Source organism: Bradyrhizobium yuanmingense, assembly GCF_025200905.1.
In the GTDB taxonomy this organism is placed as follows: Bacteria; Pseudomonadota; Alphaproteobacteria; order Rhizobiales; family Xanthobacteraceae; genus Bradyrhizobium; species Bradyrhizobium yuanmingense.
The window spans coordinates 1,503,713-1,526,532 of the sequence record NZ_CP104173.1 but is presented as its reverse complement, the minus strand read 5'-3'; the positions used below and the strand labels follow the sequence as shown (position 1 = coordinate 1,526,532).

At 65.1% G+C, this 22,820-nt stretch carries 24 protein-coding genes; all 24 read right to left on the bottom strand.

Going from position 1 to position 22,820, the window contains the following annotated elements; genetic code table 11:
• Window positions 1-7: 7 nt before the first annotated feature.
• The 24 genes from fliR to flgG all read right to left on the bottom strand — a co-directional run bounded on the left by fliR (window position 8) and on the right by flgG (window position 22,808).
• Window positions 8-760, bottom strand: coding sequence for a flagellar biosynthesis protein FliR (gene fliR / locus N2605_RS07160; RefSeq protein WP_036007054.1), 753 nt, complete (start codon window positions 758-760; stop codon window positions 8-10).
• On the bottom strand, window positions 757-2,838 hold the full coding sequence (flhA, locus tag N2605_RS07155; protein WP_036027411.1) for a flagellar biosynthesis protein FlhA: 2,082 nt from the start codon (window positions 2,836-2,838) through the stop codon (window positions 757-759). The genes fliR and flhA overlap by 4 nt, the downstream gene beginning before the upstream one ends.
• A gap of 75 nt (window positions 2,839-2,913) precedes the next feature.
• Entirely contained in the window at window positions 2,914-3,180 is a 267-nt protein-coding gene (fliQ, locus tag N2605_RS07150; RefSeq protein ID WP_025034323.1) for a flagellar biosynthesis protein FliQ, read from the bottom strand.
• On the bottom strand, window positions 3,177-3,596 hold the full coding sequence (flgD, locus tag N2605_RS07145) for a flagellar hook assembly protein FlgD (RefSeq protein ID WP_036007048.1): 420 nt from the start codon (window positions 3,594-3,596) through the stop codon (window positions 3,177-3,179). The genes fliQ and flgD overlap by 4 nt, the downstream gene beginning before the upstream one ends.
• 15 nt (window positions 3,597-3,611) lie before the next feature.
• A complete protein-coding gene (flbT, locus tag N2605_RS07140; protein WP_036007045.1) occupies window positions 3,612-4,022 on the bottom strand; it encodes a flagellar biosynthesis repressor FlbT in 411 nt (136 codons plus the stop codon).
• Entirely contained in the window at window positions 4,022-4,366 is a 345-nt protein-coding gene (flaF, locus tag N2605_RS07135) for a flagellar biosynthesis regulator FlaF (protein WP_036007043.1), read from the bottom strand. The genes flbT and flaF overlap by 1 nt, the downstream gene beginning before the upstream one ends.
• 68 nt (window positions 4,367-4,434) lie before the next feature.
• Window positions 4,435-5,481: a flagellar hook-associated family protein gene (locus N2605_RS07130; protein ID WP_260346182.1), complete on the bottom strand. Its 1,047-nt coding sequence runs from the start codon at window positions 5,479-5,481 to the stop codon at window positions 4,435-4,437.
• 3 nt (window positions 5,482-5,484) lie between these two features.
• Window positions 5,485-6,960 carry a flagellar hook-associated protein FlgK gene (gene flgK / locus N2605_RS07125; RefSeq protein ID WP_225126162.1) on the bottom strand — a complete coding sequence of 492 codons (1,476 nt, stop codon included), beginning with the start codon at window positions 6,958-6,960 and terminating at the stop codon, window positions 5,485-5,487.
• Window positions 6,961-6,994: 34 nt separating this feature from the next.
• Window positions 6,995-8,227 carry a flagellar hook protein FlgE gene (locus tag N2605_RS07120; RefSeq protein WP_025034317.1) on the bottom strand — a complete coding sequence of 411 codons (1,233 nt, stop codon included), beginning with the start codon at window positions 8,225-8,227 and terminating at the stop codon, window positions 6,995-6,997.
• Between the two features lie 106 nt (window positions 8,228-8,333).
• Window positions 8,334-8,915, bottom strand: a complete 582-nt coding sequence (locus N2605_RS07115; protein WP_036007033.1) for a transglycosylase SLT domain-containing protein — start codon at window positions 8,913-8,915, stop codon at window positions 8,334-8,336.
• On the bottom strand, window positions 8,866-10,209 hold the full coding sequence (fliK, locus tag N2605_RS07110) for a flagellar hook-length control protein FliK (RefSeq protein WP_260346181.1): 1,344 nt from the start codon (window positions 10,207-10,209) through the stop codon (window positions 8,866-8,868). Before fliK ends, N2605_RS07115 begins: the two co-directional genes overlap by 50 nt.
• The gene (locus tag N2605_RS07105) at window positions 10,206-11,381 is read right to left on the bottom strand and encodes a chemotaxis protein (RefSeq protein ID WP_036027420.1); all 1,176 of its coding nucleotides are present in this window, start codon (window positions 11,379-11,381) and stop codon (window positions 10,206-10,208) included. Before N2605_RS07105 ends, fliK begins: the two co-directional genes overlap by 4 nt.
• On the bottom strand, window positions 11,378-12,691 hold the full coding sequence (locus N2605_RS07100; RefSeq protein WP_260346179.1) for a MotB family protein: 1,314 nt from the start codon (window positions 12,689-12,691) through the stop codon (window positions 11,378-11,380). Before N2605_RS07100 ends, N2605_RS07105 begins: the two co-directional genes overlap by 4 nt.
• A gap of 6 nt (window positions 12,692-12,697) precedes the next feature.
• Complete coding sequence (locus tag N2605_RS07095) at window positions 12,698-13,393, bottom strand: FliH/SctL family protein (protein ID WP_260346178.1); 696 nt, start codon at window positions 13,391-13,393, stop codon at window positions 12,698-12,700.
• Entirely contained in the window at window positions 13,390-15,015 is a 1,626-nt protein-coding gene (fliF, locus tag N2605_RS07090; RefSeq protein ID WP_036007021.1) for a flagellar basal-body MS-ring/collar protein FliF, read from the bottom strand. Before fliF ends, N2605_RS07095 begins: the two co-directional genes overlap by 4 nt.
• Window positions 15,016-15,311: 296 nt before the next feature.
• On the bottom strand, window positions 15,312-16,226 hold the full coding sequence (locus tag N2605_RS07085) for a flagellin N-terminal helical domain-containing protein (protein WP_057030126.1): 915 nt from the start codon (window positions 16,224-16,226) through the stop codon (window positions 15,312-15,314).
• A gap of 267 nt (window positions 16,227-16,493) precedes the next feature.
• Window positions 16,494-17,402 carry a flagellin N-terminal helical domain-containing protein gene (locus N2605_RS07080; RefSeq protein ID WP_057030125.1) on the bottom strand — a complete coding sequence of 303 codons (909 nt, stop codon included), beginning with the start codon at window positions 17,400-17,402 and terminating at the stop codon, window positions 16,494-16,496.
• Between the two features lie 255 nt (window positions 17,403-17,657).
• Window positions 17,658-18,398, bottom strand: a complete 741-nt coding sequence (gene fliP / locus N2605_RS07075; RefSeq protein ID WP_225112060.1) for a flagellar type III secretion system pore protein FliP — start codon at window positions 18,396-18,398, stop codon at window positions 17,658-17,660.
• Window positions 18,395-18,838: a flagellar basal body-associated FliL family protein gene (locus tag N2605_RS07070; RefSeq protein ID WP_225146811.1), complete on the bottom strand. Its 444-nt coding sequence runs from the start codon at window positions 18,836-18,838 to the stop codon at window positions 18,395-18,397. The genes fliP and N2605_RS07070 overlap by 4 nt, the downstream gene beginning before the upstream one ends.
• A gap of 42 nt (window positions 18,839-18,880) precedes the next feature.
• Window positions 18,881-19,588, bottom strand: coding sequence for a flagellar basal body L-ring protein FlgH (flgH, locus tag N2605_RS07065; protein WP_057030122.1), 708 nt, complete (start codon window positions 19,586-19,588; stop codon window positions 18,881-18,883).
• On the bottom strand, window positions 19,589-20,335 hold the full coding sequence (locus N2605_RS07060) for a MotE family protein (protein ID WP_225146810.1): 747 nt from the start codon (window positions 20,333-20,335) through the stop codon (window positions 19,589-19,591).
• A gap of 67 nt (window positions 20,336-20,402) precedes the next feature.
• Window positions 20,403-21,533 (bottom strand): flagellar basal body P-ring protein FlgI, encoded by a 1,131-nt coding sequence (gene flgI / locus N2605_RS07055; RefSeq protein ID WP_036007006.1) that lies wholly within the window; start codon window positions 21,531-21,533, stop codon window positions 20,403-20,405.
• On the bottom strand, window positions 21,530-22,006 hold the full coding sequence (gene flgA / locus N2605_RS07050; protein WP_225146809.1) for a flagellar basal body P-ring formation chaperone FlgA: 477 nt from the start codon (window positions 22,004-22,006) through the stop codon (window positions 21,530-21,532). The genes flgI and flgA overlap by 4 nt, the downstream gene beginning before the upstream one ends.
• A 13-nt stretch (window positions 22,007-22,019) precedes the next feature.
• Window positions 22,020-22,808, bottom strand: coding sequence for a flagellar basal-body rod protein FlgG (gene flgG / locus N2605_RS07045; protein ID WP_260346177.1), 789 nt, complete (start codon window positions 22,806-22,808; stop codon window positions 22,020-22,022).
• Window positions 22,809-22,820 lie beyond the last annotated feature (12 nt).

Genomic DNA, 22,820 nt, shown 5'->3' with positions numbered 1-22,820 from the left:
GACCCGGTCACTCCGCCAGCCACGACGACACGCCCAGCATGAACTGCGTCAGCAGCTCGTCGCTGGTGAGGTAGAGCAGCAGGAAGCCGCCGAACAGCACGAAGGGCACCGAGATGAAATAGACCGGAATGGCCGGCGTCAGCTTGTTGATCAGGCCGACCGCCAGGTTGACGATGACCGAATAGACGATGAAAGGGCTCGAGATCCGCAGCGTCAGCACGAACGCTTCCGAAAGGCGGCCGACGAGCAGCTCGAGCGCGACGCTGCCGCCCAGCCTGCTGCCGGGCTTCCAGACGTCGTAGGAGTTCATCAGCCCCCGTAGCACCTGCCAGTGCTGGTCGGTCATGAAGAACAGCGTGGTGACGGCCGCCATGATCAGCGGCACCAGGGCCGGCGCCGGATCGGTGTCGGCGATCGGTGTGCCCGGGATGTTGCTCAGCCCGATCGCGCTCGCCATCATGGTCGCCATGGTCTGGAGGGCGAGGAAGAACACGCGCCCGCCGAGCCCGATGACGCTGCCGACCACGAGCTCGGAGCAGATCAGGAGCGCGAGCGTCAGGGGAGCCGCGTTGTCCGTGAGCGGCTTCAGGACGGCAATCAGGATCGGCGTCAGTGCAAACGTCGTGACCAGTGCGACGAACAGGCGCACCTGGGGCGGAACGTTGACGCTGGAATAGCCGGGCACCAGCATCAGGCAGGCGCCGATGCGGCAAAACACGATGAACGTCACCAGCACGCTGTCGGCGAGCCCTGAGATCACGATATGGCTCCGAGCGCCCTGATCTCGGCGCTGCGCGCGACTTCGACATGCGACAGGATCGGCAAAGTCGGGAACACCCGCTCCAGGATCATCCGGACATAGGGGCGCGCTTCCGGCGTCACTGCCAGCACCACGCTGGTGCCGCTCTCGGTGAATTTCCGGATCGCGGCGCTGGCTTCGGTCGCGAACTGCTCGATCAGGCGCGGGTCTGCGTCGAACTCGACGACGTCCCCCTTGGCATCGCGCTTCAGGCTCTGGTGGAAAGCGAGGTCCCAGCGGTTACCGAGACGAACCACGTTGAGCACGCCATTGTCGGAGAGATCGCCGCAGATCTGCTGGGCGAGCCGGGTCCGAACGTGCTCCGCCACCTGCTCGGAGCGCCGCACATGGGGCGCGATCTCGGCGATCGCCTCGAGGATCAGGTGAAGATTGCGAATGGAGACTCGCTCGGCAAGCAGGATCTTCAGGATCGCCAGCAGGCCCGAATAGGAGATCTGCGACGGGCAGAGATCCTCGACCAGGCGCTTGTATTCGGGATCGAGCCGGTCGAGCAGGGCACGCATGTCCTTGTAGGACAGCAGCTGGGCAAGGTTCGCCCTGATCACTTCGCTCAAATGCGTGAGCAGCACCGACAGATTGTCGACCGGCTTGCAGCCCTGCCGCTTGACTTCGTCGGTGAAGGCTTCCGTCACCCACAGCGCCTTCATGCCGAACGCAGGCTCGATCACCTCGTCGCCCGGCACGTCGGGCTTGCCGTCCTTGTCGACCAGCACCAGCACCTCGCCGAGCCTGAGCTCGCCATGGGCAACGCGCGTGTCGTGAATCCTTATCTGGTAGCTCTTGGGATCGATCGACAGATTGTCCGTGAGCTTGATCTCGGGAATGACGAAGCCGTACTGCTTGGCGAATTTCTTGCGGATCTTGGCCACGCGGTGGGCAAGCTCGGTGCGCGAGCCCAACAGATGGATTGAAAGGTGGCCGCCGAGCGCCAGCTCGATCTCGGCGGTCTTGAGCTGCTCCTTGACGGACTCCTTGGCCTCAGCCTGCGCGCGCTCGTCGGCCTTGCGGGCCTCCTCCTTCTGCTTCAGCGCAGCCTGCCGCTTCGGCAACGAATAGCCGACGAAGGCCATGACACCCCCAAGCAGCACAAACGGCGCCATCGGCAGTCCCGGCATCAAAGCGAGCACGAACATCATCAGCGCGGCGGCCGACACCGCGCGCGGATAGCCGCCGAGCTGCCGCAGCACCGCCTGCTCCGCCGAGCCCGTGGTGCCGCCCTTGGAGACCAGGAGGCCCGCCGACAGCGACACGATCAGCGCCGGCATCTGCGACACCAGACCATCGCCGACGGAGAGCTTGGTGTAGACGTCGGCCGCGCGGGACAGAGTCAATCCGTGATGGGTGACGCCGATGACGATGCCGCCGAAGATGTTGATCGCGGTGATGATGAGACCGGCAATGGCGTCGCCACGGACGAATTTCGAGGCGCCGTCCATGGCGCCGAAGAACGCGCTCTCTTCTTCGAGCTCGCGGCGCCGTCGCTGCGCTTCCTTGTCGTCGATCAAGCCGGCGGACAGGTCCGCATCGATCGCCATCTGCTTGCCCGGGATGGCGTCCAGGGTGAAACGGGCGCCGACTTCGGCGATACGCGTCGCGCCCTTGGTGATCACGACGAAATTCACCGTCACCAGGATCGCGAAGATGATGAGACCGATCACGAAGTCGCCGCCCATGACGAACTTCGAGAAGCCTGCAACGACATGGCCCGCCGCATGTTCACCCTCCCCGCCCCGTGACAGGATCAGGCGCGTCGTCGCGATGTTCAGCGCCAGGCGCAGGATCGTCGCGATCAGCAGAACGGTCGGGAAAGCAGAGAAGTCGAGCGGGCGCTGAATCCACAGCGCCACCATCAGGATCAGGGCCGACAACGCGATCGAGAACGCGAGGCCGAGGTCGATCAGGATCGGAGGAATCGGCAGGAACAGGATCGTGAGCATGGTCACGATGCCGGCGGCGAAAAAGGCATCCGTTCCGAGGCGGCGCTGATTGGGCGGGCTAGCAGCTAACGTATCGGCCATGGGGTCACCGGCAGAGGGGTCCGCCCGCAATCTGCCGCGCAAAGCTTACGCGGGGATGGTGCCGGGCCGTCCGGATCAGAAGCCGCGCTCGATCCTGGAATAGACCATCTCAGTGAAGGTCGACAGATGCGCGCCGATGAAGGAGCCGGAGACGGCAACGACCAGGAGAATGACGATGATCTTCGGAACAAAGGTCAGCGTCACCTCCTGGATCTGGGTCAGCGCCTGGATCAGCGCGATGACGGTGCCGACCAGCATGGCTGCGCCGACCGCAGGCCCGGAGGCGACGATGATGGTCCAGATCGCCGCCTGGACGATATCGAGGGCGTCCCGCTCGTTCATGACTGGCTGATCGTGAGGCCCGGTCCGACCGCGACCTTGGTGCCGTCCTGAAGCGTCGCGATGGAGCCGTCGCTGTTGATGGAGACCGAGACGACCTTGCCGCTGAAGGTCGCGCCGGTCGAGTCGGTGAAGCTGACCGTCTTCCCGATCAGCCCGTTGGCCTGCGACAAGGACTGCGAGGACAGCAGCGCGTCCAGCTTCGCATTCGTCTGCATCGCCTGCTCGACCGTCGAGAGCTGGGCGAACTGGCTCATATACTGCGCGGTGTCCATGGGATTGGTCGGATCCTGGTTCTTCATCTGGGCGATGAGGAGCTGGAGAAACGTGTTGTAGTCCACGCTGTTGCTCGACGTCGTCGAGTTGGTGTCGGTCGAACTGGATCTGCTGGTGCTGTCGGTCGCGCTGGTGACGTTCATCTTGTCTCTCCGCTGTCAGGCAGCTTCGACTGGGGAAACGGCGGCGGCGCCGGCCAGGATGGCCTGCTCCACCGGAAACAACGCGCGAATCCGCTTGAGCGCCTCGAAATAGCGGGTCGCCCCAACCAGTTCGTGGATCGCGCCGAGCCCATCGAGCATCTCGCGGTTCTCGCAAACGGCACAGAGGGCCGCGTGATGCTGGGCGTAGAGCGCCGCAGCGTCGCGAACGTCGGTCGGGTTCATCAGCATGAGCTGGACGATGAAATAGAGCTGCCGCAGGGCCGTGGTGGCGTCGGACGCCTGCATGACCTGCCCTTCGAGCAGGAACATCACGTCGTTGACGAGCTCGACGGAGACCTTGCGGTCGACGCGGAGCACCGCGCCGTTGATGTAGACCCGTTCGCCCGCGCGCAAGGAGATCTTCATTAAAGCGCGTCTCGGATCAGGCGGTTGATTTCGATGAGCTGCACCACGTCGCTGGACCGCTGCTCGCGGAGACGATCGGCTTCCTTGACCACCCACAGGCCGATCGAGATGATGTCGGCACGCAGCTTGTCCGGCAGGCCGTTGTCCGGGTGCGCGAGATCCTCGATGAAGATCGTCCACAGCCGCCGCACATAGAGCAGGCTCTCGACCTGATCCTCGGGGCTGAAACGTCCCTTCTGGATCCGCTCGAGCCGGTCGATGCCAAGGCTGAGTGCCTGCCGCTCACGGCTGCGCGCCTCATAGCCACTATCGTCAACGACCGCTTCATAGGCTTCAAACGTCATCAGGACCACTCTTCGCAGAAAACCGAACAACTGGACAAAGGTTACGAGCCTGACAGCGCAGCCTTGGCTCAGAGATAATTGATGAGGCTGATCTTCTGGAGCTGCGCGGTGAGCGCCAGCGCGGTCTGGATCTGTGTCTGCAGCGTATTGACGCGGACCGAGGCTTCGGTCGGGTCGACCGCTTCCATTCCGACGATCTGATTGTTCAGAATGTCCTGCTGCGTCTTGAGCTTGGCGGTTGCGGTGGTGACCCGCTGCTGGACCGTGCCGACGCTGCCGCCCAGCGCAGCGAGATCGTTGATGGCGTTGCCGACCAGCCCGATGGCCTTGTCCACCACGACCTGGAACGTCTCCTGGCTCAGCTTCACGTTCCCGAGATCGGCCATCATGGTGTAGGCCTCGGCGAGCCTGCGGAAGCCGATCTCGTTGGCGCTCACTGACGTGTCCGCGATCTCGGTGGTGGAGATTCGGCTTTGCATGGTCTGGTCCGTCGCCGAGGACCAGTTGGTGTTCCAGGCCGGGCTCGCGAACCCAGCATCGAAGGTGGTGTCCAGGAAGGTCTGCATCTGGGCCGGCGTAATGGTGGCCACGGCGGGCGAGGATTGCGGGAAGCCGAAGGCCGCGAGAAAATCGGCATCGACCTGGTTCTTGCTGGCCGAGCCCGCGGCGTACGGCGTGATGGGCGCGTTCTGCGTGTTGATGCCCGAGAACAGCGACGAGCCGTTATAGGAGACATTCAACGCGCCGATCAGGTCCTGGAGATTGGAGGATGCAGGCGGCAGGATGACCCGCCCGCCGCCGTCGGTGCTGCGGGCCGCGATCAGATCCTTGAGGAAGTCGGTCGCGGTCTTGTTGAGCTGGGTGATCCTGTTCTGCGTCACGTCCAGGCGTCCCGAGACGAGACCGTTGGTGTCGACGAGCTGATCGGCAAAGCTCCAGTCCGCCCGCAGCGTGAGGTCGCTTCCCGTCGTCGCACCGAGTTCCAGACCAACGTCGTAGAAGCGGCCGGTGGTCGCTTCGGTCGAGGCCTTGCTCAGCGCCGCCTGGTTGTTCGTGATCGAATACCTCAACGACGAGGACAGCATCAGGGTGGAAACGTAATTCGCGCTCATCATGGCTCAGTTCCCCACGGCGGCCAGCAGGCTCTGCAGCATTTCATCGACGGTCGAGATGATCTTCGACGAGGCCGAATAGGTTCGCTCGACCTGGAGCATCAAGGCCATTTCGTCGTCCATGTTGACGCCGTTGACGTTTGACAACGCCGTGATGCTGCGGTTGAGCAATGTGCTCTGGTACTCGGAGTTGGCGTCGGCGGTCTTGCGCTGGTTTTCGATCCAGCTCGCCGATGATGATGCGAAGTCGATCAGGCTGCCGCTCGGCTTGCCTTGCGTCGTTGCATCGAACGGCTGCGCGGCATCCATGCCGCCGATGAGCTGCTGCAGTCGGGCCGAATAGCCGCCGTTGCCGGCGGTGTTGTATTGGTAGGCGGGGTTGCCGCTGATCGCGCCGTCGCGTAGCAAATTCGGGTTGCCGCCCAGGCTCGGATCGACCGAGGCCGCGACCGAGATCGTGCCGGCGAGGCCCACCGAGACGGTCGCGCTCGCCGGCATCGCCGGCGCGCCCGGATAGGTGAAGAGACCGGGAACGTCGGGCAGCGCCGCGGCGGTCTGATCGCTTTCCCTGAACGTATTGATCAGGCCGCGCGCGATTTCGTCGAGCTGGCCCTGATAGGTGACGGTGTCCTGGTCGCGCAGCTGGGCGAGGCCTGCGAGCTTGCCCGACTTCAGCGGCATCACCGAATTGGCGCCGGTCACCGGGACCCCGTCGATGTAGACGGCGTTGCCCGTGGTGCCGGCGGTGTAGGCATTCGTCGGCGCAAAGCTCACCGTCCGCGCCGTCTTGTCGAACAGCACCACGCCGCTATCGGCGTAGAGCGCCGCGTCGCCGTTGGGGCGGATCGACATGTTGACGCCGACCTCCTGCGACAGCTGCGAGACGATGCTGTCGCGCTGATCGAGATAGTCGGTGATGTCGTCGCCGGAGATCGTGCCTTTCACGATCGCGGTGTTCACGGTCTCGAACCGGGAGAGCAACTGGTTGATATTCTGAACCGACGTCTTCATGTCGGCATCGGCGCTTTCGCGGACCGACTGCACGGTCCGGGTCGCCTGGTTGAGCGCGGTCGCCATGTCCCTGGCGGACGCGACGGCCGCCTGCGCCAGGGTGGCGTTGTCAGGGGCGTTGGCATATTTCTGCAACGCCTGCTTCAGCGCGTTGAGCTGCGCCGTCGGCGACTGGTCGAGCTCCGGATCGTCCACCGTCGCGGTGGCGATCTTCTGCAGGCCGTCATAGATCGCGGTCTGCTTGGCGGACGACGAGGTCGCGATCAGGACGTTGTTGTAGAGGCCCGAGCTGGCGGCGCGCTGGATCGCCGCGACATAGACGCCGGCGCCGGGCAGATTGTCCAGCACGGTGAGCTTGCGCGAATAGCCGGTGGCGCTGGCACCGGCGATGTTGCGCGAGATGACCGACGACTGAACGCTCGACGCCATGAGCGAGGAGCGAGCCGAGTTGAGAGCGGCGGTAAGCGACATGGCGTGCTCTTGCCCGAAACGAGCGCCTAGGAATTCAGCGCTTCAAGTTGACGACGACATCCAGCAGATCCGAGCCGGTCTGGAACGATTTCGAGTTCGCCGTGAAGCCGCGCTGGGCCTCGATCATGCCGGTGAGTTCGTCCGCAAGGTCGACGTTGGAGTCCTCCAGGGCACTGGACTGGATCGTGCCGAGCCCACCCGTGCCGGCATTTCCGACCTGCGCGTTGCCGGAATTCATGTTGGTCGAATAGACGTTGCCGGGCTCGGGCGTCAGATTGTCGGGGCTCGCGACGTCGGCGAGCATGATGGTGTAGAGCGTCAGCTGCTGCCCGTTCTTGAGGATCGCCGTCACATGGCCGGCATCGTCGATATCGACCTTGTCGATCGCCGAGGGAACGCTGCCATTGACAGTGGCCTTGAAGCTGAAGTCGGTGCCGACCTGGGTCAAGTTCGACAGGTCAAAGGTCATCGCCGCACCTCCGGGAACGGTGAAGGCGAGACCGGTCGGGCTCGCCGCGGCGAGCGCGCCCCTGCCGGCCGCCGTGGTGTCGAAGGTGAAAGTGGTGGCGGCGCCGAGCGAGGTGCCTGTCGCGGAGTCGTAGACCCCGATCTGCCAGGTATCCGAGCCGGCAGCCGTCGCCGTGTGGGACATATAGACGTCGAGCGTAACGGCCTGGCCGATATTGTTGTAGGCCACGATCGAGCTCTTCGATGAATATGACGCCGGGCCGGGTGGGCCAGCAATGACAGCCGCTTTCGGATCCAAATTGCCGGTCGTGAGCGTTCCCGCCGTTGACGGCACCGGCACCTGCGAGACCTGGGCGATGTTGACGATCTGCATCCCGGACAGGCTGTTCTGCGAGAAGTTGGTCACGTTGCCGGGCTGGCCGAGAAGATAAAAGCCGGCCCCGTTGACCAGATTGCCCTGGCTGTCGGGCACGAACGAGCCGGCCCGCGTCAGATATTGCTGCGTGTTGTTGGCGTTCGACACCACGAAGAAGCCATTGCCCTGGACGCGGAGGTCCGTGGTCGACGTGGTATACTGCGTATTGCCCCCGTCGCTGATGGCATAGCGGACCTTGGTTTCGACAGCGCCGGAATCGTAATTGCCGGAGCCGCTCTTCAGGATTAGCGAGGAGAACTCCGTCGAAGCCCGCTTGTAGCCCGTCGTGTTGACGTTGGCGATGTTGTCCGAGACCGTCGACAGCTTGTTGGACTGCGCGTTCATCCCGGAAACGCCGGTGCGCATAACACCATACAGGCTCATGAATTGGGCTCCTTTGGTAGGTTGCAGCTACAATGGGGGTTCTTGCTTGCGCGGGGCTGATGATTGGGCGCGATGCACAACTTGTCGTGGTCCGGTCAGCTCTGCTTCAGCTCGTCTTGGGCTGGCAGAACGAGCGCGCCTTGTCCGTCCACGCGCCGAAACCGCTCGAGACGAGATGCGCAACGATGTGACAGACATAGCGCTTCTGCGCCGGCTGATTGTTGGGACCCGCGTTGTAGCGCGCGACAGCCATGGTCCAGCTGCCCTCGCGCTGCTTCAACTCCTTCAGGAACCGCGCGGCGTATTCGACGTTCCCCGCGGGATCGAACATCGCCCGGACCGAAGCGAACTTTTCGGCGTGATAATAATGGTTGATCTGCATGCAGCCGAGATCGATCAGCTTGATGCCTTTGCTGCGCATGGCCTCGAAATTCGCGATTGCATCGTTGATGTCCTTCGCGAACACGGTCTGGCCGTCGGCCCCGAGCGCGTAAGGATGGAGCGCGCCGCGCCGGCCGGTCTCGGTGAGGCCGACCGCATAGAGAATGCCGAGCGGAATCCCATGCTGCCGGGCCGCGCGCGCCATCTCGCGCTCGCAGGGGCGCGCAGTCTCGGCGGCGGCTTCCGAAGCGCTCGCGTTACAGATAAACAGGGCCGCGACGGTGATGCGGCGCCACGTCCTGCTCATGACGCGTCTCCTGGTTGAACTGGCGCTCCTGGCGAGCCTGTTTCGCGCCGCCGTCGGATTGCCCCGACGACGTGCCGGCACCGCCGAACGCGCCTTGCGACTGCGGCGAGGATTGTTGCTGGCCCGAGAGCTGGGGCTGGGACTGGCCGGAGCCGCTCTGGAATCCGTCCAGCGAGCCGTGCTGGACCGGCGCGACGTCGGCGACGTAGCCGGCCGACTGCATGAGCTCGCGGATCTGGTCGCGCTGCTGGTCGAGCATCTGGCTCGTGTCCTTGCGCTCGGCCGCGAGCTGGACGGACACTTCGGTGCCGACGAGACGCAGGCGCACCGTGACGTTGCCGAGGGCGGGCGGTTCGAGATTGACCGTCAGGATCCTGAGCGGCTGATCCGGTGCGTTGGTCTGGGATGCGGCGAGATCGGGTGCCGCGGACGCAGCCGGTGCCGAGGACTCCTTCAGCTCGGCGACGACTGCATTGGCAACCTGCTGCGGGGCGTTGAACTGCGCCGGTGGCAGATGGGTTTCCTGCTGGACCACGGTGACCTTGGTTGTCTCGGGTAGCGCGGCGCGCGCCGAAGCCTTGGCAGCGCGCTCGACATCGGCCGTAACCGCCTCGAAGCCGGGTGATGCCGGCCTTGCGCTCGAGGCTTCCGCACCTTGCGTCAGCGCAGATTGCGACGCCGCCATCGCTTGCGAAGCCGCCGCCTGCGAGCGCGCGCCGGCCGGGGCAGGACTGGATGGACCGGCATCGCCGGTCGCCGCCTTCACCGCGCCCGGTGCCTCGTGCCTCGCCGAGGGCGACCGCTCGTCACGCGCGGGCGCGTCCTTGTCTGCGGAGGGCACTTGCATCTGCGGCTTCACGGCAGACACAGCAGCGATCTCCTGCCCGACCATCACAGCGATGCCGGATTGATCCTGGCGATCTGTCCCGGTGAGATGATCGACCGGACGTGGTTGCTCCGCCAGCTTGTCGGACTTGGTGTCGGAGGTCTCGTCCATGGACTTTGGATCAGCAATGGTCGCGACGCGTTCGCGCAGCGCCGCCTCCTTCGGCTGCTCCTGCTCGGCCGGATGGATCGGACACGTGCGCAGCGTTCTGGTCTTCGCGGCCGCCTCGCTGCCGTCTTCGCTCAGCGCCTGCTTGGCGAGGTTCGAGACGGTGTGGAGCAGATCGTTGAAGGACGAGTTCGCCTGTGGTTTGGTCGCGGCACCCTTTGCCGCGCGCGACCCGCGCATGTTGAGACTCTCGGCGAGACCGTTGAAGAGCTGTCCGGAGGTTCCACTGAGCTTGGTCATGGCCGGCGATCCTTGGTCAGGAGTTCGAGCTCCCCGAGCTGCTTCTGCGCGCGTGCGAGCGTCGCGGTCGATGACGCCAAATCGAGTCGCGCCGGCGTTGCCGGAGGCTTGTCCGCTGCCGCGGCGGATCCGCCCGCGAACGGCTTGCGAACGTCGAGCGCGAGCTGCACCGTGGCATTGAGAAGGGGGACGTCGCGTTCGGGCAGCTTCGACCGGTCGAGCGCCTTCAGTTCGGCGAGACCGCCGTCATATTCGTCGGTGAGCACGCGCGAGGCGCCGCGGAGGAAATGGGCGCGCTCGCGTTCCGCCGATGCATCCGCGCTCAGGGTCAATGCCCGCTCGCCCGCAAGTCGGGTCACGGTCAGCCGTCCGCGCACCATCGCGGCGCGCGCCATCATGAGATAGAGCTTGAGGCGGCTGGCGCGATCGATCTGCTCGAGCAAGGCTGAGATCCGCGCAAAGCGGCGCTCGTCGAGTGCCAGGCTCGATTGCGTCAGCCCCGCGGAGAAGCGCTGCCAGAAATCGCCCGCATAGATCGAGTTGCGGTAATGGCGGATATAGGCCAGCGTCAGGAACTCGAACTTCTCGAAATCCTCCGCCTGCCCCACCAGCAGGATCTCGCGCCGCAGGGCCGCCTCCTCGACCAGCGTGCCGGGCAACAGCAGGCGCGCATCGTCCAGGCGCTCGATCGCGAGCGAGGCCTCGGCGCGCGCGAACAGCGCGCCCTGAACCAGCGCGACCTGTCCGCCCAGTCCCGAAGGAATCGTCCGCGGCTTGATCTCCTTGAGCAGCTCCCGTGCTTCCTCTTGGCGACCCTCGACATAGGCGAGCGCACCGTTGAACAGCCGCTCGTCGACGTTCAACTTGTCGCGCGGTAGTTTGCGGACGATTTGCGGCGCACCGCCGCTGAGCAGGTAGATAACGACCGCCTGGCCGTTCCGCGGATTGCTCCACACCGCGGGATCGGCCGCGAGAAACTTCTCGCCGATTTGCCGGATCAGCGCGATATGACTGCCATGTGCGGCGGTGTCGCCATTGGCGATGCCGTCCTGCACCGCTTGCAGCGCGCGGACGAGCTCATAGGGTTCGCTTCCCTGGGGTGCAGGCTGGGCAAGCGCATTTGCCGCGATGAACGGCAGCAGCAAGACGGCGCGGCGCAGCAGCCTGATCAAGGTCGCTTCTCCCGGATCAGGATTTCGATCCGGCGGTTCTGGGCGGCCGCCGGATCGTTCGGGAGCTTCGGCCGCCGATCGGCGTAACCTTCGATATGCTCGATCCGCCGCGCATCGACGCCGGAACGGACCAACATGTAATAGGCCATCTGCGCACGCGCGGTCGACAGCCTCCAATTGTCGTAGGTTTCCGATCGATACGGCCGATTGTCGGTATGCCCGCGGACGATGATCATGCCCTGGCGCTTCATCAGCAGCGGCCCGATCTTGTCGATCACGCGGATCAGCTCGGGCCGCGGCTCCGCCGAGCCGACCGCGAACATGCCGAAGCTCACATCGTCGGTGAGGCTGACCAGGAGCCCTTCCTCGACCTGACGCACCTCGGCCGCCGGCCCCGCCCCTGCTTTGATGTCCGACAGCGCCTCCGCGACCGCGGACTGAAGCTGCTTGAGGGTGGGCTGCTGCGTTTGCGCCGCGTCGCGCGCTTCGGTTTCCTTGGCCGTATCGTTGAGACGAGCCTGCGGGGCGGTGCTCACCTGAACGCCAGCTTGGGCGCTGCCCTCGCGCGGCGACTGCGTCGGTGCGGCGCCCGGCGGCACCAGCGGCGACAGACTTGAGGACGAGCTCTCCGGGCCCGGAGCCACGTTGCCGCCGGCATCATCCGTCCTGCTCCGGCGCGCCTGCACCTCGCCCGGATTTGCTCCGGCTGCGCCGTCTCGCGCGGAGGCATTCGGCTTCGGCTCGCTCTCGATGAAGCGATCGGCGTCCTTGGACGCCTGTGGCGCCAGCTTCCAATAGCCGGGATCGAATGGATCGCGATAGGCATCGCCCCCCTTCAGGCCGTCCTCTTCAGCGGAGGTCAGAGCGCCGGCGCGCCGCTGGCCCGTCGACTGGTTCGCGCTGTTGGCGATCTCGGCGAGCGTCGCATAGGGGTCACGGAACAGGACCTTCTCCTCGAAAGAGGCCGGCTTCTCAGCCGTCGGAGAATCGCCGCGCCTTTCCTCGTTCGTACCGGCCGGCTGACGCTTGCCGTCCTGGCCTTCGAACGACGACGGCTCCTTGTTGGAGAGATCCTTGAGGCCCTTTGGGGCAGGTGAGTTCTCAGCGAGCTTGATCGGATTGAAATAGCTCGCGACGACCTGCTTCTGGTCCTGGTTGAGCGCGTTGAGCAGCCACATGACCAGGAAGAACGCCATCATCGCGGTCATGAAGTCCGCATAGGCGATCTTCCAGACGCCGCCGTGATGCGCCTCCTCGGCGAAGGCGCTGCGGCGGCGGACGATCACGATCTCATGCTTGACCTCCTCCATGGCGGACTACCGGCGCGCTTCCTTGAGGCGTTCACTCCAGGCGGAGATCTGCGTCTCGATCACGGTCTGGTCGGCCACGACGCGCACCTCGAGCGTCTCGGCGGCCACGTATGCGATGCCCGTTCGCCTGGACGCCTCGAGCTGCGTCTTCACGAGGTCCAGCAGCTCGCTCGGGCCGGTGACCTTGAAGGCGGGCGCCGACGAGCTGCCGGTCAGCGCCGCGATCTGCTCGACCAGCGATCCGATCGCCTTGTCGCGCACCGCATCGGCGAGGAACGGCAGCAGGATCCGCGCCACGGAGCTTGCGATGTTGGTCTCGATCTCGCGGCAGGCCGCCTCGAAGCCGCTGACGATCGCGACCGCCTGCTGGTCGGACCATTTGGCCCGCTCTTCGCCGAGCCGGATCGCACTGCGGACGCGCTCCTCGGCCAATTTGGCGCCGCCTTCCGCGACGCCCGCGGCATGGCCGCGCCGATAGGCATCGTCCAGGAGATTGACCGGCGGCGCTTCCGTCGCGGGCGCAGGGGACTGAGCCTGAAGCTGCGTGTGGGCCTGCGGCTGCGATTGAGGCTGCGGATCGCGCCTCGCCTCCTTTGGCCTGGTCAGCACGTCCTGGATTTTCGGAGGCGGGGGCGGCGGCGACGACTTGACCCGGCCGTTCGCATCGAACTGCGTCAGGAGTTTTCCGATTGCCGCGTTCATGCCGCCTCCTCGCGTCGCATCCAGTCTTTAAGGATCGCCGCCGCCTGCGTCTGATCGAGCCGGACGATCTGCTCGAGCCGCTTCTGCGGCGTTCGCTGCATCTTGCCTTCGAGGTCTTCGACGAGGTTGAGCTCGGCCTCCTCGCCGTCGGGCAGCGCAAGGGCCGCCGAGGCCTCGAGCTGGGCGGCCTCGGCCGCCTCGGCCTGCTCCTGCTCCGCGCGATGGGTCAGGATGCCGTTGACCGCCGGCCGCAGCCCGAACCAGACCAGCATCGAAGCCACGGCCAGGATCGTGATCGCGTTGATGACGCTGCCGAGCTGCTTGTTGATCATCTCGACGAAGCTGATCGGCGGCACCGGCGCCAGCTCACGCGAGCCCTCGATGAAATCGACGGCCGTCACCTGGATCTGATCGCCGCGCGCCTTGTCCAATCCGCCCGCGGTCGCCGCGAGCTGGCTGATCTCGGCGAGCTTGCTGTCGATGATGGCCTGGTTGCTCTTGTCGCCGAGATCGGCAACCAGCCGAGCGCGATTCACCAGGACGGCGATGAACAGCTTCTTGACCGAATAGCCGTCGCTGACCGTCGTTGTGGTCTTGGAGGAGACCTCGAAATTGGTGACGTCCTCGCGGCGGGTCTTGTCCTCGCTGGAGTTCTTGCCGCCGCCCGCATTCACCTGCTGGTCGGGGAGATTCTGCTGCACCGTGGTCGGCGACGAGCGGTCGGCGTTCTGCGAGGATTCCTTCTCGCGTACGGCCCGCACCGAGCGCTCGGCGCGGTTCTCGGGATCGTAGACCGTCTCGTTGATCTGCCGCTTGTCGGTGGACAGCTGCGGAGCGACGCTCACCTCGAAATTGTCGAGGCCCAGATACGGCGTCAGCGCCTTGCGGATGCTCTCCTGCACCATGCCGCTGACCGTCTTCTGCAGGCTCGCCATCTTGGTTGGCGCGGCGCTGGCCTCGTCCTCTTCGGCGAGCAGCATCGAGCCGTCGGCATCGAGCACCGTCACCTTGTCGCGGCTCATGCCGGGAATGGCGGCGGCGACGAGATGCCGGATCGACTGTGCCGTGCGCGCCTCGATCGCGCCGTCGGTGCGCAGCACGACCGATGCCGAAGGCGGCTGCTGCGTGGCGCGGAACGAGCCGCGCACCGGCAGCACGATATGCACGCGCGCCGCCTTCACGCCCTTCATCAGCTGGACGGTGCGGGCGATCTCGCCTTCGAGCGCGCGCAGCTTGGTGACCTCCTGCATGAACGAGGTCAGCCCGAGCGAGCCGATCTTGTCGAACAGCTCGTAACCGGAATTGGCGCTGGTCGGCAGCCCCTTCTCGGCGAGCAGCATCCGCGCCTGCATGGTCTGGCTTGGACGCACCGAGACCGCATCGCCGGCGGAATTGACGTCGAAGGTGATGTTCTGCTCGCGCAGTGCCGCGCCGATGCGCGTCACATCTTCGCGGGTGAGGCCGGTGTAGAGCGTTTCGAACTCGGGGCGGCTGAGATAATAGGCGCCGCCGACGACGGTGACGAGAACCGCAAAACCGATCAGTCCCAAGGCCATCAGGCGTCGCGGCCCAAGCTCCAGCAGATTGTTGAGCAGTTGCTGTACCTGCGCACGACTGAGCATATGACCTCGTACCAATGCGAATGGTGACGACACTCAGCTGCCAACCTTGTCTGAAGGTTGCGCGAGGCGCGAATGTGTGGGTTCGCTGGCGAGGCGTTGCAATTATGCAAGACGGGGCGACGCAATCGGTTTGGCAGCCGCGAGCGAGCGCTCGGGCGCACGGCAGCCCGACCGGCCGCGGCATGTCGCAAGACGTATGACGAAGGTTCGATTGCCGGCACGTCGCGAGTCGGCGCCCACCATCACGGCGGAGACCGTGCTCCCTGAGGGAGCACGGTCGTTTTCGAGAGCGCCGCTTAGCCGCGGAACAGCGACAGGATGCTCTGGCTGTTCTGGTTGGCGATCGACAGCGCCTGAACGCCGAGCTGCTGCTGGGTCTGCAGGGCCTGAAGGCGGGTCGATTCCGCGTTCATGTCGGCGTCGACGAGCTGGCCGACGCCGCGATCCACGGAGTCCATCAGGGTCTTGACGAATTCCGTGTTGGTCGAGATGCGGTTCTTGACCGCGCCGAGATCGGCAGCGGCCGAGGCCACCGAGTTGATGGCGGCGGTGACCTGCGCGATGTAGGCATCGAGCGTGGTCTGGTCGGCCGCCGAGTCAGTCAGCGCGGAGATGTTGATCGTGTCGACCGAAGCGCTGCCGGCCACGGTATCCAGAATGCCGGTCTGCGTCGTGGAGTACAGCGTGTAGTTGGCGGTCGTCACGGTGATCGAGCCGATGGTGGGCGTACCGCCGACGCGGGAGTAGGACGACACGAGGTTGAAGCTCGTCGGGGTGGTACCCGTCGTCGTGCTCAGCCAGTTGATGCCGTTGAAGGTCGCCGAATTGGCCTTCAGCTTCATGTCCTGCTGGATCTGGGTGATGTCCGCCTGGATCTTGGTGCGGTCGATACCCGCGGTCTTGGCTTCGACCAGCAGCGCCTGGAGCTTGGTCAGACCGGATTCCTTGTCGCCGATCACCGAGGTCAGAGCGGTATATTCGGTGTCCACGGTGGCAGCCGACAGGCCGAGCGAGTCGGAGACAGCGGACAGCGCGGCGTTGTCGGAGCGCATCGAGGTCGCAATCGACCAATAGGCGGCGTTGTCCGAGGCGGTGGACACGCGCTGACCGGTGGAAATCCGGTTCTGCGTGGTGGCGAGTTGCGTGCTGACAGACCGCAGGGTCTGCAACGCGGTCATGGCGGAGGAGTTGGTGAGAAGACTAGAACCCATTTTGATGTCCCTTTGAAGATTGACTTGAGTTGGGGACATACCGGGCTTGCACCGGTACGACAGGGCGGCGTCATGCCTTTGGGCGTGCCGCAAACGCGGGTTCAAGGCCCAATCTGTCGTAGCGGCGAGGTTAGCGAGCGAAGCTTGTGCGGGGCTTGTGGCCCTGTGTTCCGGCCGCAACAGGCGGCCGGACTTGGGCGCGCGTGGCTGCCCAAGCGAAAGGGCCGCGCTTCGCGAGAAGCGCGGCCCTCCCCGATGACTTCCGTCTTAGCGGAACAGCGACAGGATGCTCTGGCTGCTGTTGTTGGCGATCGAGAGCGCCTGCACGCCGAGCTGCTGCTGGACCTGAAGGGCGGCCAGGCGGGTGGATTCCGCGTTCATGTCGGCGTCGACGAGCTGACCGACACCGCGGTCAACCGAGTCCATCAGCGACTTCACGAAGTTCGTGTTGGTCGAGATACGGTTCTTGACGGCACCGAGATTGGCGGCGGCCGAGGCCACCGAGTTGATTGCAGTCGTGACCTGCGCGATGTAGCCATCGAGCGTGGTCTGGTCGGCCGCCGAGTCGGTCAGCGCGGCGATGTTGATCGTGTCGACCGACGCACTGCCGGCCACGGTATCCAGAATGCCGGTCTGCGTGGTCGAGTAGAGCGTGTAGTTGGCCGTCGTCACCGTGATCGAGCCGATGGTGGGCGTGCCGCCGACGCGCGAGTAGGATGACACGAGGCTGAAGCTCGTCGGGGTGGTACCCGTCGTGGTGCTCAGCCAGTTGATGCCGTTGAAAGTCGCCGAGTTGGCCTTCAGCTTCATGTCCTGCTGGATCTGGGTGATGTCCGCCTGGATCTTGGTGCGATCGATACCTGCGGTCTTGGACTGGACCAGCAGCGCCTGGAGCTTGGTCAGACCCGAGTCCTTGTCGCCGATCACCGAGGTCAGAGCGGTATATTCGGTGTCGACGGTCGCGGCCGACAGGCCGAGCGAGTCGGACACCGCCGAGAGCGCAGCGTTGTCGGAGCGCATCGACGTTGCGATCGACCAATAGGCGGCGTTGTCCGACGCGGTGGCGACGCGCTGGCCGGTCGAGATCCGGTTCTGCGTGGTGGAGAGTTGCGAACCCACAGACCGCAGGGTCTGGAGTGCGGTCATGGCAGTCGAGTTCGTAAGCAGGCTTGACATTGCGAATGTCCCTTTATGTACGCGTTTACATTTTCACGAGGGGACATACCGGGCTTTCACCGGTACGGAAGGGCGGCATCATGCCTTTGGACCGATCTGTGTGGGTCCAACCCGCCGTGCCGCATTGCTAGCACGCCGAATCTTGCTTCCGGATTAAGACGAGCTTGAATTCCGCAGTAGAATCATATGGTTAAAATAACGCGCCGCTAACCAAATCCAGCACCTTTCGCTTAACCATAACCGGCCGGCCAGTGCTCACGAGAACGAGCGGACCAGCCCGGAGGCCAGCAGATTCCAGCCGTCGATCAGCACGAAGAACAGCATCTTGAACGGCAGCGCGAGGATCGTCGGCGGCATCATCATCATGCCCATCGACATGGTCAGCGTCGCCACGATCATGTCGATCACCAGGAACGGCAGGATGATGAGGAATCCGATCTCGAACGAGCGCCGGAGCTCGGAGATCATGAAGGCCGGAATGATGACGCGCAGATCGACCCGCTTGTCGTCGAACTTCCTGCGGAAGCTTTCGGCGGCGAGCGCTTCGAAGGTCTGGAGATCCTTGTCGCGGACATGGGCCAGCATGAACTCGCGGAACGGATCGGTGATCTTCAGATAGGCTTCCTCTTCCGAGATCTCGTTCTTCATCAGCGGCTGGACGCCGGTTTCCCAGGCCCGGTCGAAGGTCGGCGCCATGACATAGAAGGTCATGAACAGCGCGAGACTGATCAGCACCAGGTTGGCAGGCGTGGTCTGGAGGCCGAGACCTGCGCGCAGGAACGACAACGCCACCGCAAATCGCGTGAAGCTCGTCACCATGATCAGCAACCCCGGCGCCACCGACAGCACCGTGATCAGCGCCATCAGTTGGATGATCCGGCCGCTTGTCGAGCCGTTTCCGGGCGGCAGCAGCGAATTCAGGTCGGGAATCTGGGCCAGCGCCGCTTCGGGCAGCACGACCAGAACCAGCGCGAGCAGCAGGACTTTCACCCTCACTGGATCACCAGCGTTTCGATGATCAATTCGCGGACCTTGCCTGACGAGCGGATACTGGCGCGCTCGGTCAGGTCGTCGCGCAGATGCTGGAGCCCGCGCGATCCTTCGAACTGCGCCACTGTCGCCGACCGCAGATAGGTCACGATGTCCTCGCTGATGTGGGCGGCCAGAATGCCGGCATCCTCGTCGCTCATGCTGTCGGTCACCATAGAGGCTTCGATGCGCGCCCAATTGTTGGCCGGCGCGGCGAGATTGGTCACGATCGGGGACAATTTCCGGAGCCGCGCACTGCCGGTGTAGCTCGACGCGATCGGCGGGGACGTGGCGTTCTTCTTCGCGTCGGCAACCCGCTCGGCGGTCGCGATCAGATGCAGACCGGCAATCGCGCCCGCGCCGATCGCGATCAGGGTCAGCACGACGATGGCAGCGATCAGGCGCATGGCGTCTCCTGCCATCGCGGCGCGATCCAGCCGGCTCGGGCCTCAGAATGGTGCCACGGCGTCATAGATCCGGTGTCCCCATCCAGGCTGCTGCACGTCCGACAGATTTCCGCGCCCGCCATAGGACACGCGCGCCTCGGCGATCTTGTCGTAGGAGATGGTGTTGGCTCGCGAGATATCGCGCGGACGCACGATGCCGCCGACCTTGAGCACGCGCATCTCCGTGTTGACGCGAAATTCCTGCGAGCCGCTGATCATCATATTGCCGTTCGGCAGCACGTCGGTGACGACGGCCGCGATCGAGAGCCTGATGTCCTCGGTGCGGTCGATCTGGCCGTTGCCCTTGATCTGGGTATTGGTGCTGAGATTGGCGTTGGCCGAACCCGTGTCGTTCCATCCAGCGATGTCCATCAGCCAGTCGAGCCCGAACTTGACCTGCGAATCGCGCGAACGGCCAGTCTTGTTGTCGAGCTTGGCCTTGTCCTGCATCGAGATGATCACCGTCACGACGTCGCCGGTGCGGCGGGCGCGCGGATCGCGGTAGAGATCGGTGCCGTCGTCCCAGGTCGAGCGATAGCTGACGGGCGTGCGCATGCGCGGCGTCACCGGGATCGGATCGGCCTGCATCCGCAGGCCGCTGCCGACGGGCGACATCTGCGGACCGGTCAGGACTTCGGCCGGATCATGGAAGCAACCGGCCAGAAGTACGGACGCCGCGAGCAGCGAGAGGATGAGGATCGGCTTGGTCATCTATTTGCTCTTTCCGTCGTCCACGCGACGCATGCCGCCGAGCAGGTCTGCGAGGTGCGCCGCGCGTGCCGTGTCCATCTCGTTGAAGATCGCGCTCGAGCTGCGCGGGCTGAGCTTGGCGAGCACTGCGGCGGCGGTCTCGTCGGCCATGCCGGCGATCTGCGTCGCCGCAGCTTCGGGCTTCATGCGCGAATAGATCTCGACGACGCTCGCTTCGGCCTTCTTCAGGAAGTCGTCGCGCAGCGCCATCCACTTCTCGTATTCGGCGCGCTTGGCCTCGACCTCGGCGATGCGCTCGCGCAGCAGGCTCTCGGCCTTCTCGAGCTCCTTGAGCTGCCAGGCCAGCCTGGCATCGACGGCGGGATCGGCGACGTTGCTGCAGAACAGCGCGATTTCGTTGTCCGGGGGCGGCGCAGCCTGCGGCGGTGCAGGCGTCGGCGGCGCCGTGACGCTGCCAGGCTTAGCCGGACGGGCAGGCGCCGGTGTCTCCGGCACCGCACCGGTGACCGCGGGGCCCGAATCTTCGGCCGCCCATGCCGTGGCCCGGACCGACGCATTGTCGACAGGTGTCGCGGTGGCCGACGGCTGCGGCTTCTGCGGTCCGCCAGCGCGGGCGCGGGCGAAGGAGAGCAGGTTGAGCGGTTTCGACGGCTTGGCCTCGTCCAAGGCGAGCGCGGGCGAGGCGCTCGCGAGCATTGCTGCCGCGGCCAGCAGGAGGAGTTTGCCTTTGTGATCCAGCTTCAGCATCGGGCCGCGTGCGATTCTCGCTTCAGACCTGAGCATTGAGCGACCAAGCTTGCACGACGCTTGCGCATCATTGCACGATGACGTCGGCCTGGAGCGCGCCTGCCGTCTTGATCGCCTGCAGGATCGCGATAATCCCCGATGGCTTCAGGCCAATCTGGTTCAGCCCGCGCACCAGGCGCTGGAGATCGACCCCGCTCAGGATCGCCACCTGCGATCCGGCCTCGTTGGCTTCGACCACGGTCTGCGGGACGACCACCGTCTGTCCCCGCGAGAACGGCGCCGGCTGCGACACAACCGGCATCTCCGTGACGCGAACCGTCAGATTGCCGTGGGTCACGGCGACGGTGGATATCCGCACGTCGCGCCCGATCACGACCGTGCCGGTGCGCTCGTTGATCACGACCCGGGCCGGCGTATCCGGCTCGACCACCAATTCGCCAATCTCGGCGAGGAAGCGAACAGGGCCGACATGACGCGGCTTCGACAGCACGATGGTGCGGTAGTCGCGCTCGAAGGCGATCTGCGCGCGGTAGCGACCGCCGGCGTAGCGGTTGACAGCGTCGAGGATGCGCGTTGCGGTGACGAAGTCCGGGTTCTTCAGCTGTAGCACCAGGAACTCCATCTCGTGGAGACTTCCCTGCACCTCGCGTTCGACCAGCGCACCGTTCGGGATGCGCCCGGCCGTCGGCGTGCCCTGGCTGACGTTCTGCGCCTGGCCTCCGACGCTGTAGCCGGCAACCGTGATCGCGCCCTGTGCCACCGCATAGACGGCGCCGTCCGCCGCGCGCAGCGACGTCATCACCAATGTGCCGCCGAGCAGCGACGTCGCATCGCCGAGCGAGGACACGGTGACGTCCATGCGCTCGCCGGGCCCGATCGAAGGCGGCAGGTCCGCCGTCACCATCACCGCTGCGACGTTGCGCGTGCGCAGCGTGGTCGGACGCGGGGGATTGTTGGTGCTCGTGGTCTCGTTCCTGACGTTGATGCCCATGTTCTCGAGCATCGACTGCAGGGACTGTTCGGTGAACGGAGCGTTGCGCAGCGTGTCGCCGGTACCGTTGAGGCCGATGACGAGGCCGTAGCCGACGATCTGGTTCTCGCGCAAACCCTTGATGTCCGCGATGTCCTTGATGCGGACGGCGGCCTGGGCGCCGGCGGCCGACACCAGCAGCATGAGCGCAAGCAGGAGCCTGGTCATGACCCGTCCATGACCTTGACGCTGCCGTCCGGCTGGACGACGCCCCTGATGATCACGCCGGTGTCCGTGTTGCGCACGGGGATCAGCGCGCCGGCCGCACCCGACTGCATGGCCGAGCCGTAAGTGACGATGGACAGGCCGCTGTCCTCGACCACGACCTTGACCATGGCGCCGCGCGCGACGGTCCAGGGGTCCTCCACCGCATTGGTTGGAATGGGCTGGCCCGGCAACAGCGCGCGCCGCGCCATGCGACCGACCAGGATCTGGCGTCCCTCGATGAACATTGCGACGCCGAGCAGGCTCGGCGCGAAGGCGCGCTCGGTGATCATCTCCTCGCGGATTATCTCGCCGGCGCGGATCGAGACGGCCGGTACGGGAAGCCGCTTCTCCTCGGCCGCGGCGGCCCGCGCCGCGGCGAGAACCAGCAGCACGGCGGCCAACCCGCGCACGATCAGGCCCACCCTGTTCAACATCGAGACACCGGAACTAGCGCATGCCCTTCGAGACCGTCTGGGCCATTTCATCCGAGGCCTGGATGACCTTGGCATTCATTTCGTAGGCACGCTGGGCCGAGATCAACTCGGTGATTTCCTTGACCGGGTCGACGTTCGAGGCTTCGAGCCATTTCTGGTTGATCTTGCCATAGCCGGCATCGCCCGGCAGACCGACGACCGGCGTGCCGGACGCCGTGGTCTCCTTGTAGAGATTGCTGCCCAGCGGCTCGAGACCCGCTTCGTTAGCGAAGTTGGCGAGGTTGAGCTGGCCGATCTGCCGCGGATTCACTTCCGTGTCGAGCTTGGCAAACACCTGGCCGGTCTGGTTGACCGTGACCTCGACCGTCCCCTGCGGGATGGTGATCGCGGGATCCAGCAGGTAACCGTCGATCGTGACCAGCTGAGCGTTGGCGTTGACGTTGAACGAGCCCGCACGGGTGTATTGCACCTCGTTGTTGGGGCCGAGCACCTGAAACCAGCCACGTCCGTTGATCGCGAGATCATAGGGATTGCCGGTCTGCGTCAGCGCGCCCTGGATGTGCAGCTTGCGGATCGCCGCGGACTTGACGCCGAGGCCGAGATTGGCACCTTCCGGAATCGGCGACGAGCCGTTGGTGTTCGCGATCCCCTGCATGCGGTCCATCTGGTAGAACAGATCGGTGAACTCCGCGCGCGCCCGTTTGTAGGAGGTCGAGTTGATGTTGGCGATGTTGTTCGCGATGACTTCGATGTTGGTCTGCTGGGCGTTCATGCCCGTGGCCGCGATGGCGAGCGATTTCACTGGTCCCACTCC

What these genes read in the sequence shown, in the direction of transcription:
- flhA (WP_036027411.1), bottom strand. Translation starts at nt 2,838, where the DNA reads ATGGCCGATACGTTAGCTGCTAGCCCGCCCAATCAGCGCCGCCTCGGA.
- fliQ (WP_025034323.1), bottom strand. Translation starts at nt 3,180, where the DNA reads ATGAACGAGCGGGACGCCCTCGATATCGTCCAGGCGGCGATCTGGACC.
- flgD (WP_036007048.1), bottom strand. Translation starts at nt 3,596, where the DNA reads ATGAACGTCACCAGCGCGACCGACAGCACCAGCAGATCCAGTTCGACC.
- flbT (WP_036007045.1), bottom strand. Translation starts at nt 4,022, where the DNA reads ATGAAGATCTCCTTGCGCGCGGGCGAACGGGTCTACATCAACGGCGCG.
- flaF (WP_036007043.1), bottom strand. Translation starts at nt 4,366, where the DNA reads ATGACGTTTGAAGCCTATGAAGCGGTCGTTGACGATAGTGGCTATGAG.
- N2605_RS07130 (WP_260346182.1), bottom strand. Translation starts at nt 5,481, where the DNA reads ATGATGAGCGCGAATTACGTTTCCACCCTGATGCTGTCCTCGTCGTTG.
- flgK (WP_225126162.1), bottom strand. Translation starts at nt 6,960, where the DNA reads ATGTCGCTTACCGCCGCTCTCAACTCGGCTCGCTCCTCGCTCATGGCG.
- N2605_RS07120 (WP_025034317.1), bottom strand. Translation starts at nt 8,227, where the DNA reads ATGAGCCTGTATGGTGTTATGCGCACCGGCGTTTCCGGGATGAACGCG.
- N2605_RS07115 (WP_036007033.1), bottom strand. Translation starts at nt 8,915, where the DNA reads ATGAGCAGGACGTGGCGCCGCATCACCGTCGCGGCCCTGTTTATCTGT.
- fliK (WP_260346181.1), bottom strand. Translation starts at nt 10,209, where the DNA reads ATGACCAAGCTCAGTGGAACCTCCGGACAGCTCTTCAACGGTCTCGCC.
- N2605_RS07100 (WP_260346179.1), bottom strand. Translation starts at nt 12,691, where the DNA reads ATGGAGGAGGTCAAGCATGAGATCGTGATCGTCCGCCGCCGCAGCGCC.
- N2605_RS07095 (WP_260346178.1), bottom strand. Translation starts at nt 13,393, where the DNA reads ATGAACGCGGCAATCGGAAAACTCCTGACGCAGTTCGATGCGAACGGC.
- fliF (WP_036007021.1), bottom strand. Translation starts at nt 15,015, where the DNA reads ATGCTCAGTCGTGCGCAGGTACAGCAACTGCTCAACAATCTGCTGGAG.
- N2605_RS07085 (WP_057030126.1), bottom strand. Translation starts at nt 16,226, where the DNA reads ATGGGTTCTAGTCTTCTCACCAACTCCTCCGCCATGACCGCGTTGCAG.
- N2605_RS07080 (WP_057030125.1), bottom strand. Translation starts at nt 17,402, where the DNA reads ATGTCAAGCCTGCTTACGAACTCGACTGCCATGACCGCACTCCAGACC.
- N2605_RS07070 (WP_225146811.1), bottom strand. Translation starts at nt 18,838, where the DNA reads ATGCGCCTGATCGCTGCCATCGTCGTGCTGACCCTGATCGCGATCGGC.
- flgH (WP_057030122.1), bottom strand. Translation starts at nt 19,588, where the DNA reads ATGACCAAGCCGATCCTCATCCTCTCGCTGCTCGCGGCGTCCGTACTT.
- N2605_RS07060 (WP_225146810.1), bottom strand. Translation starts at nt 20,335, where the DNA reads ATGCTGAAGCTGGATCACAAAGGCAAACTCCTCCTGCTGGCCGCGGCA.
- flgI (WP_036007006.1), bottom strand. Translation starts at nt 21,533, where the DNA reads ATGACCAGGCTCCTGCTTGCGCTCATGCTGCTGGTGTCGGCCGCCGGC.
- flgA (WP_225146809.1), bottom strand. Translation starts at nt 22,006, where the DNA reads ATGTTGAACAGGGTGGGCCTGATCGTGCGCGGGTTGGCCGCCGTGCTG.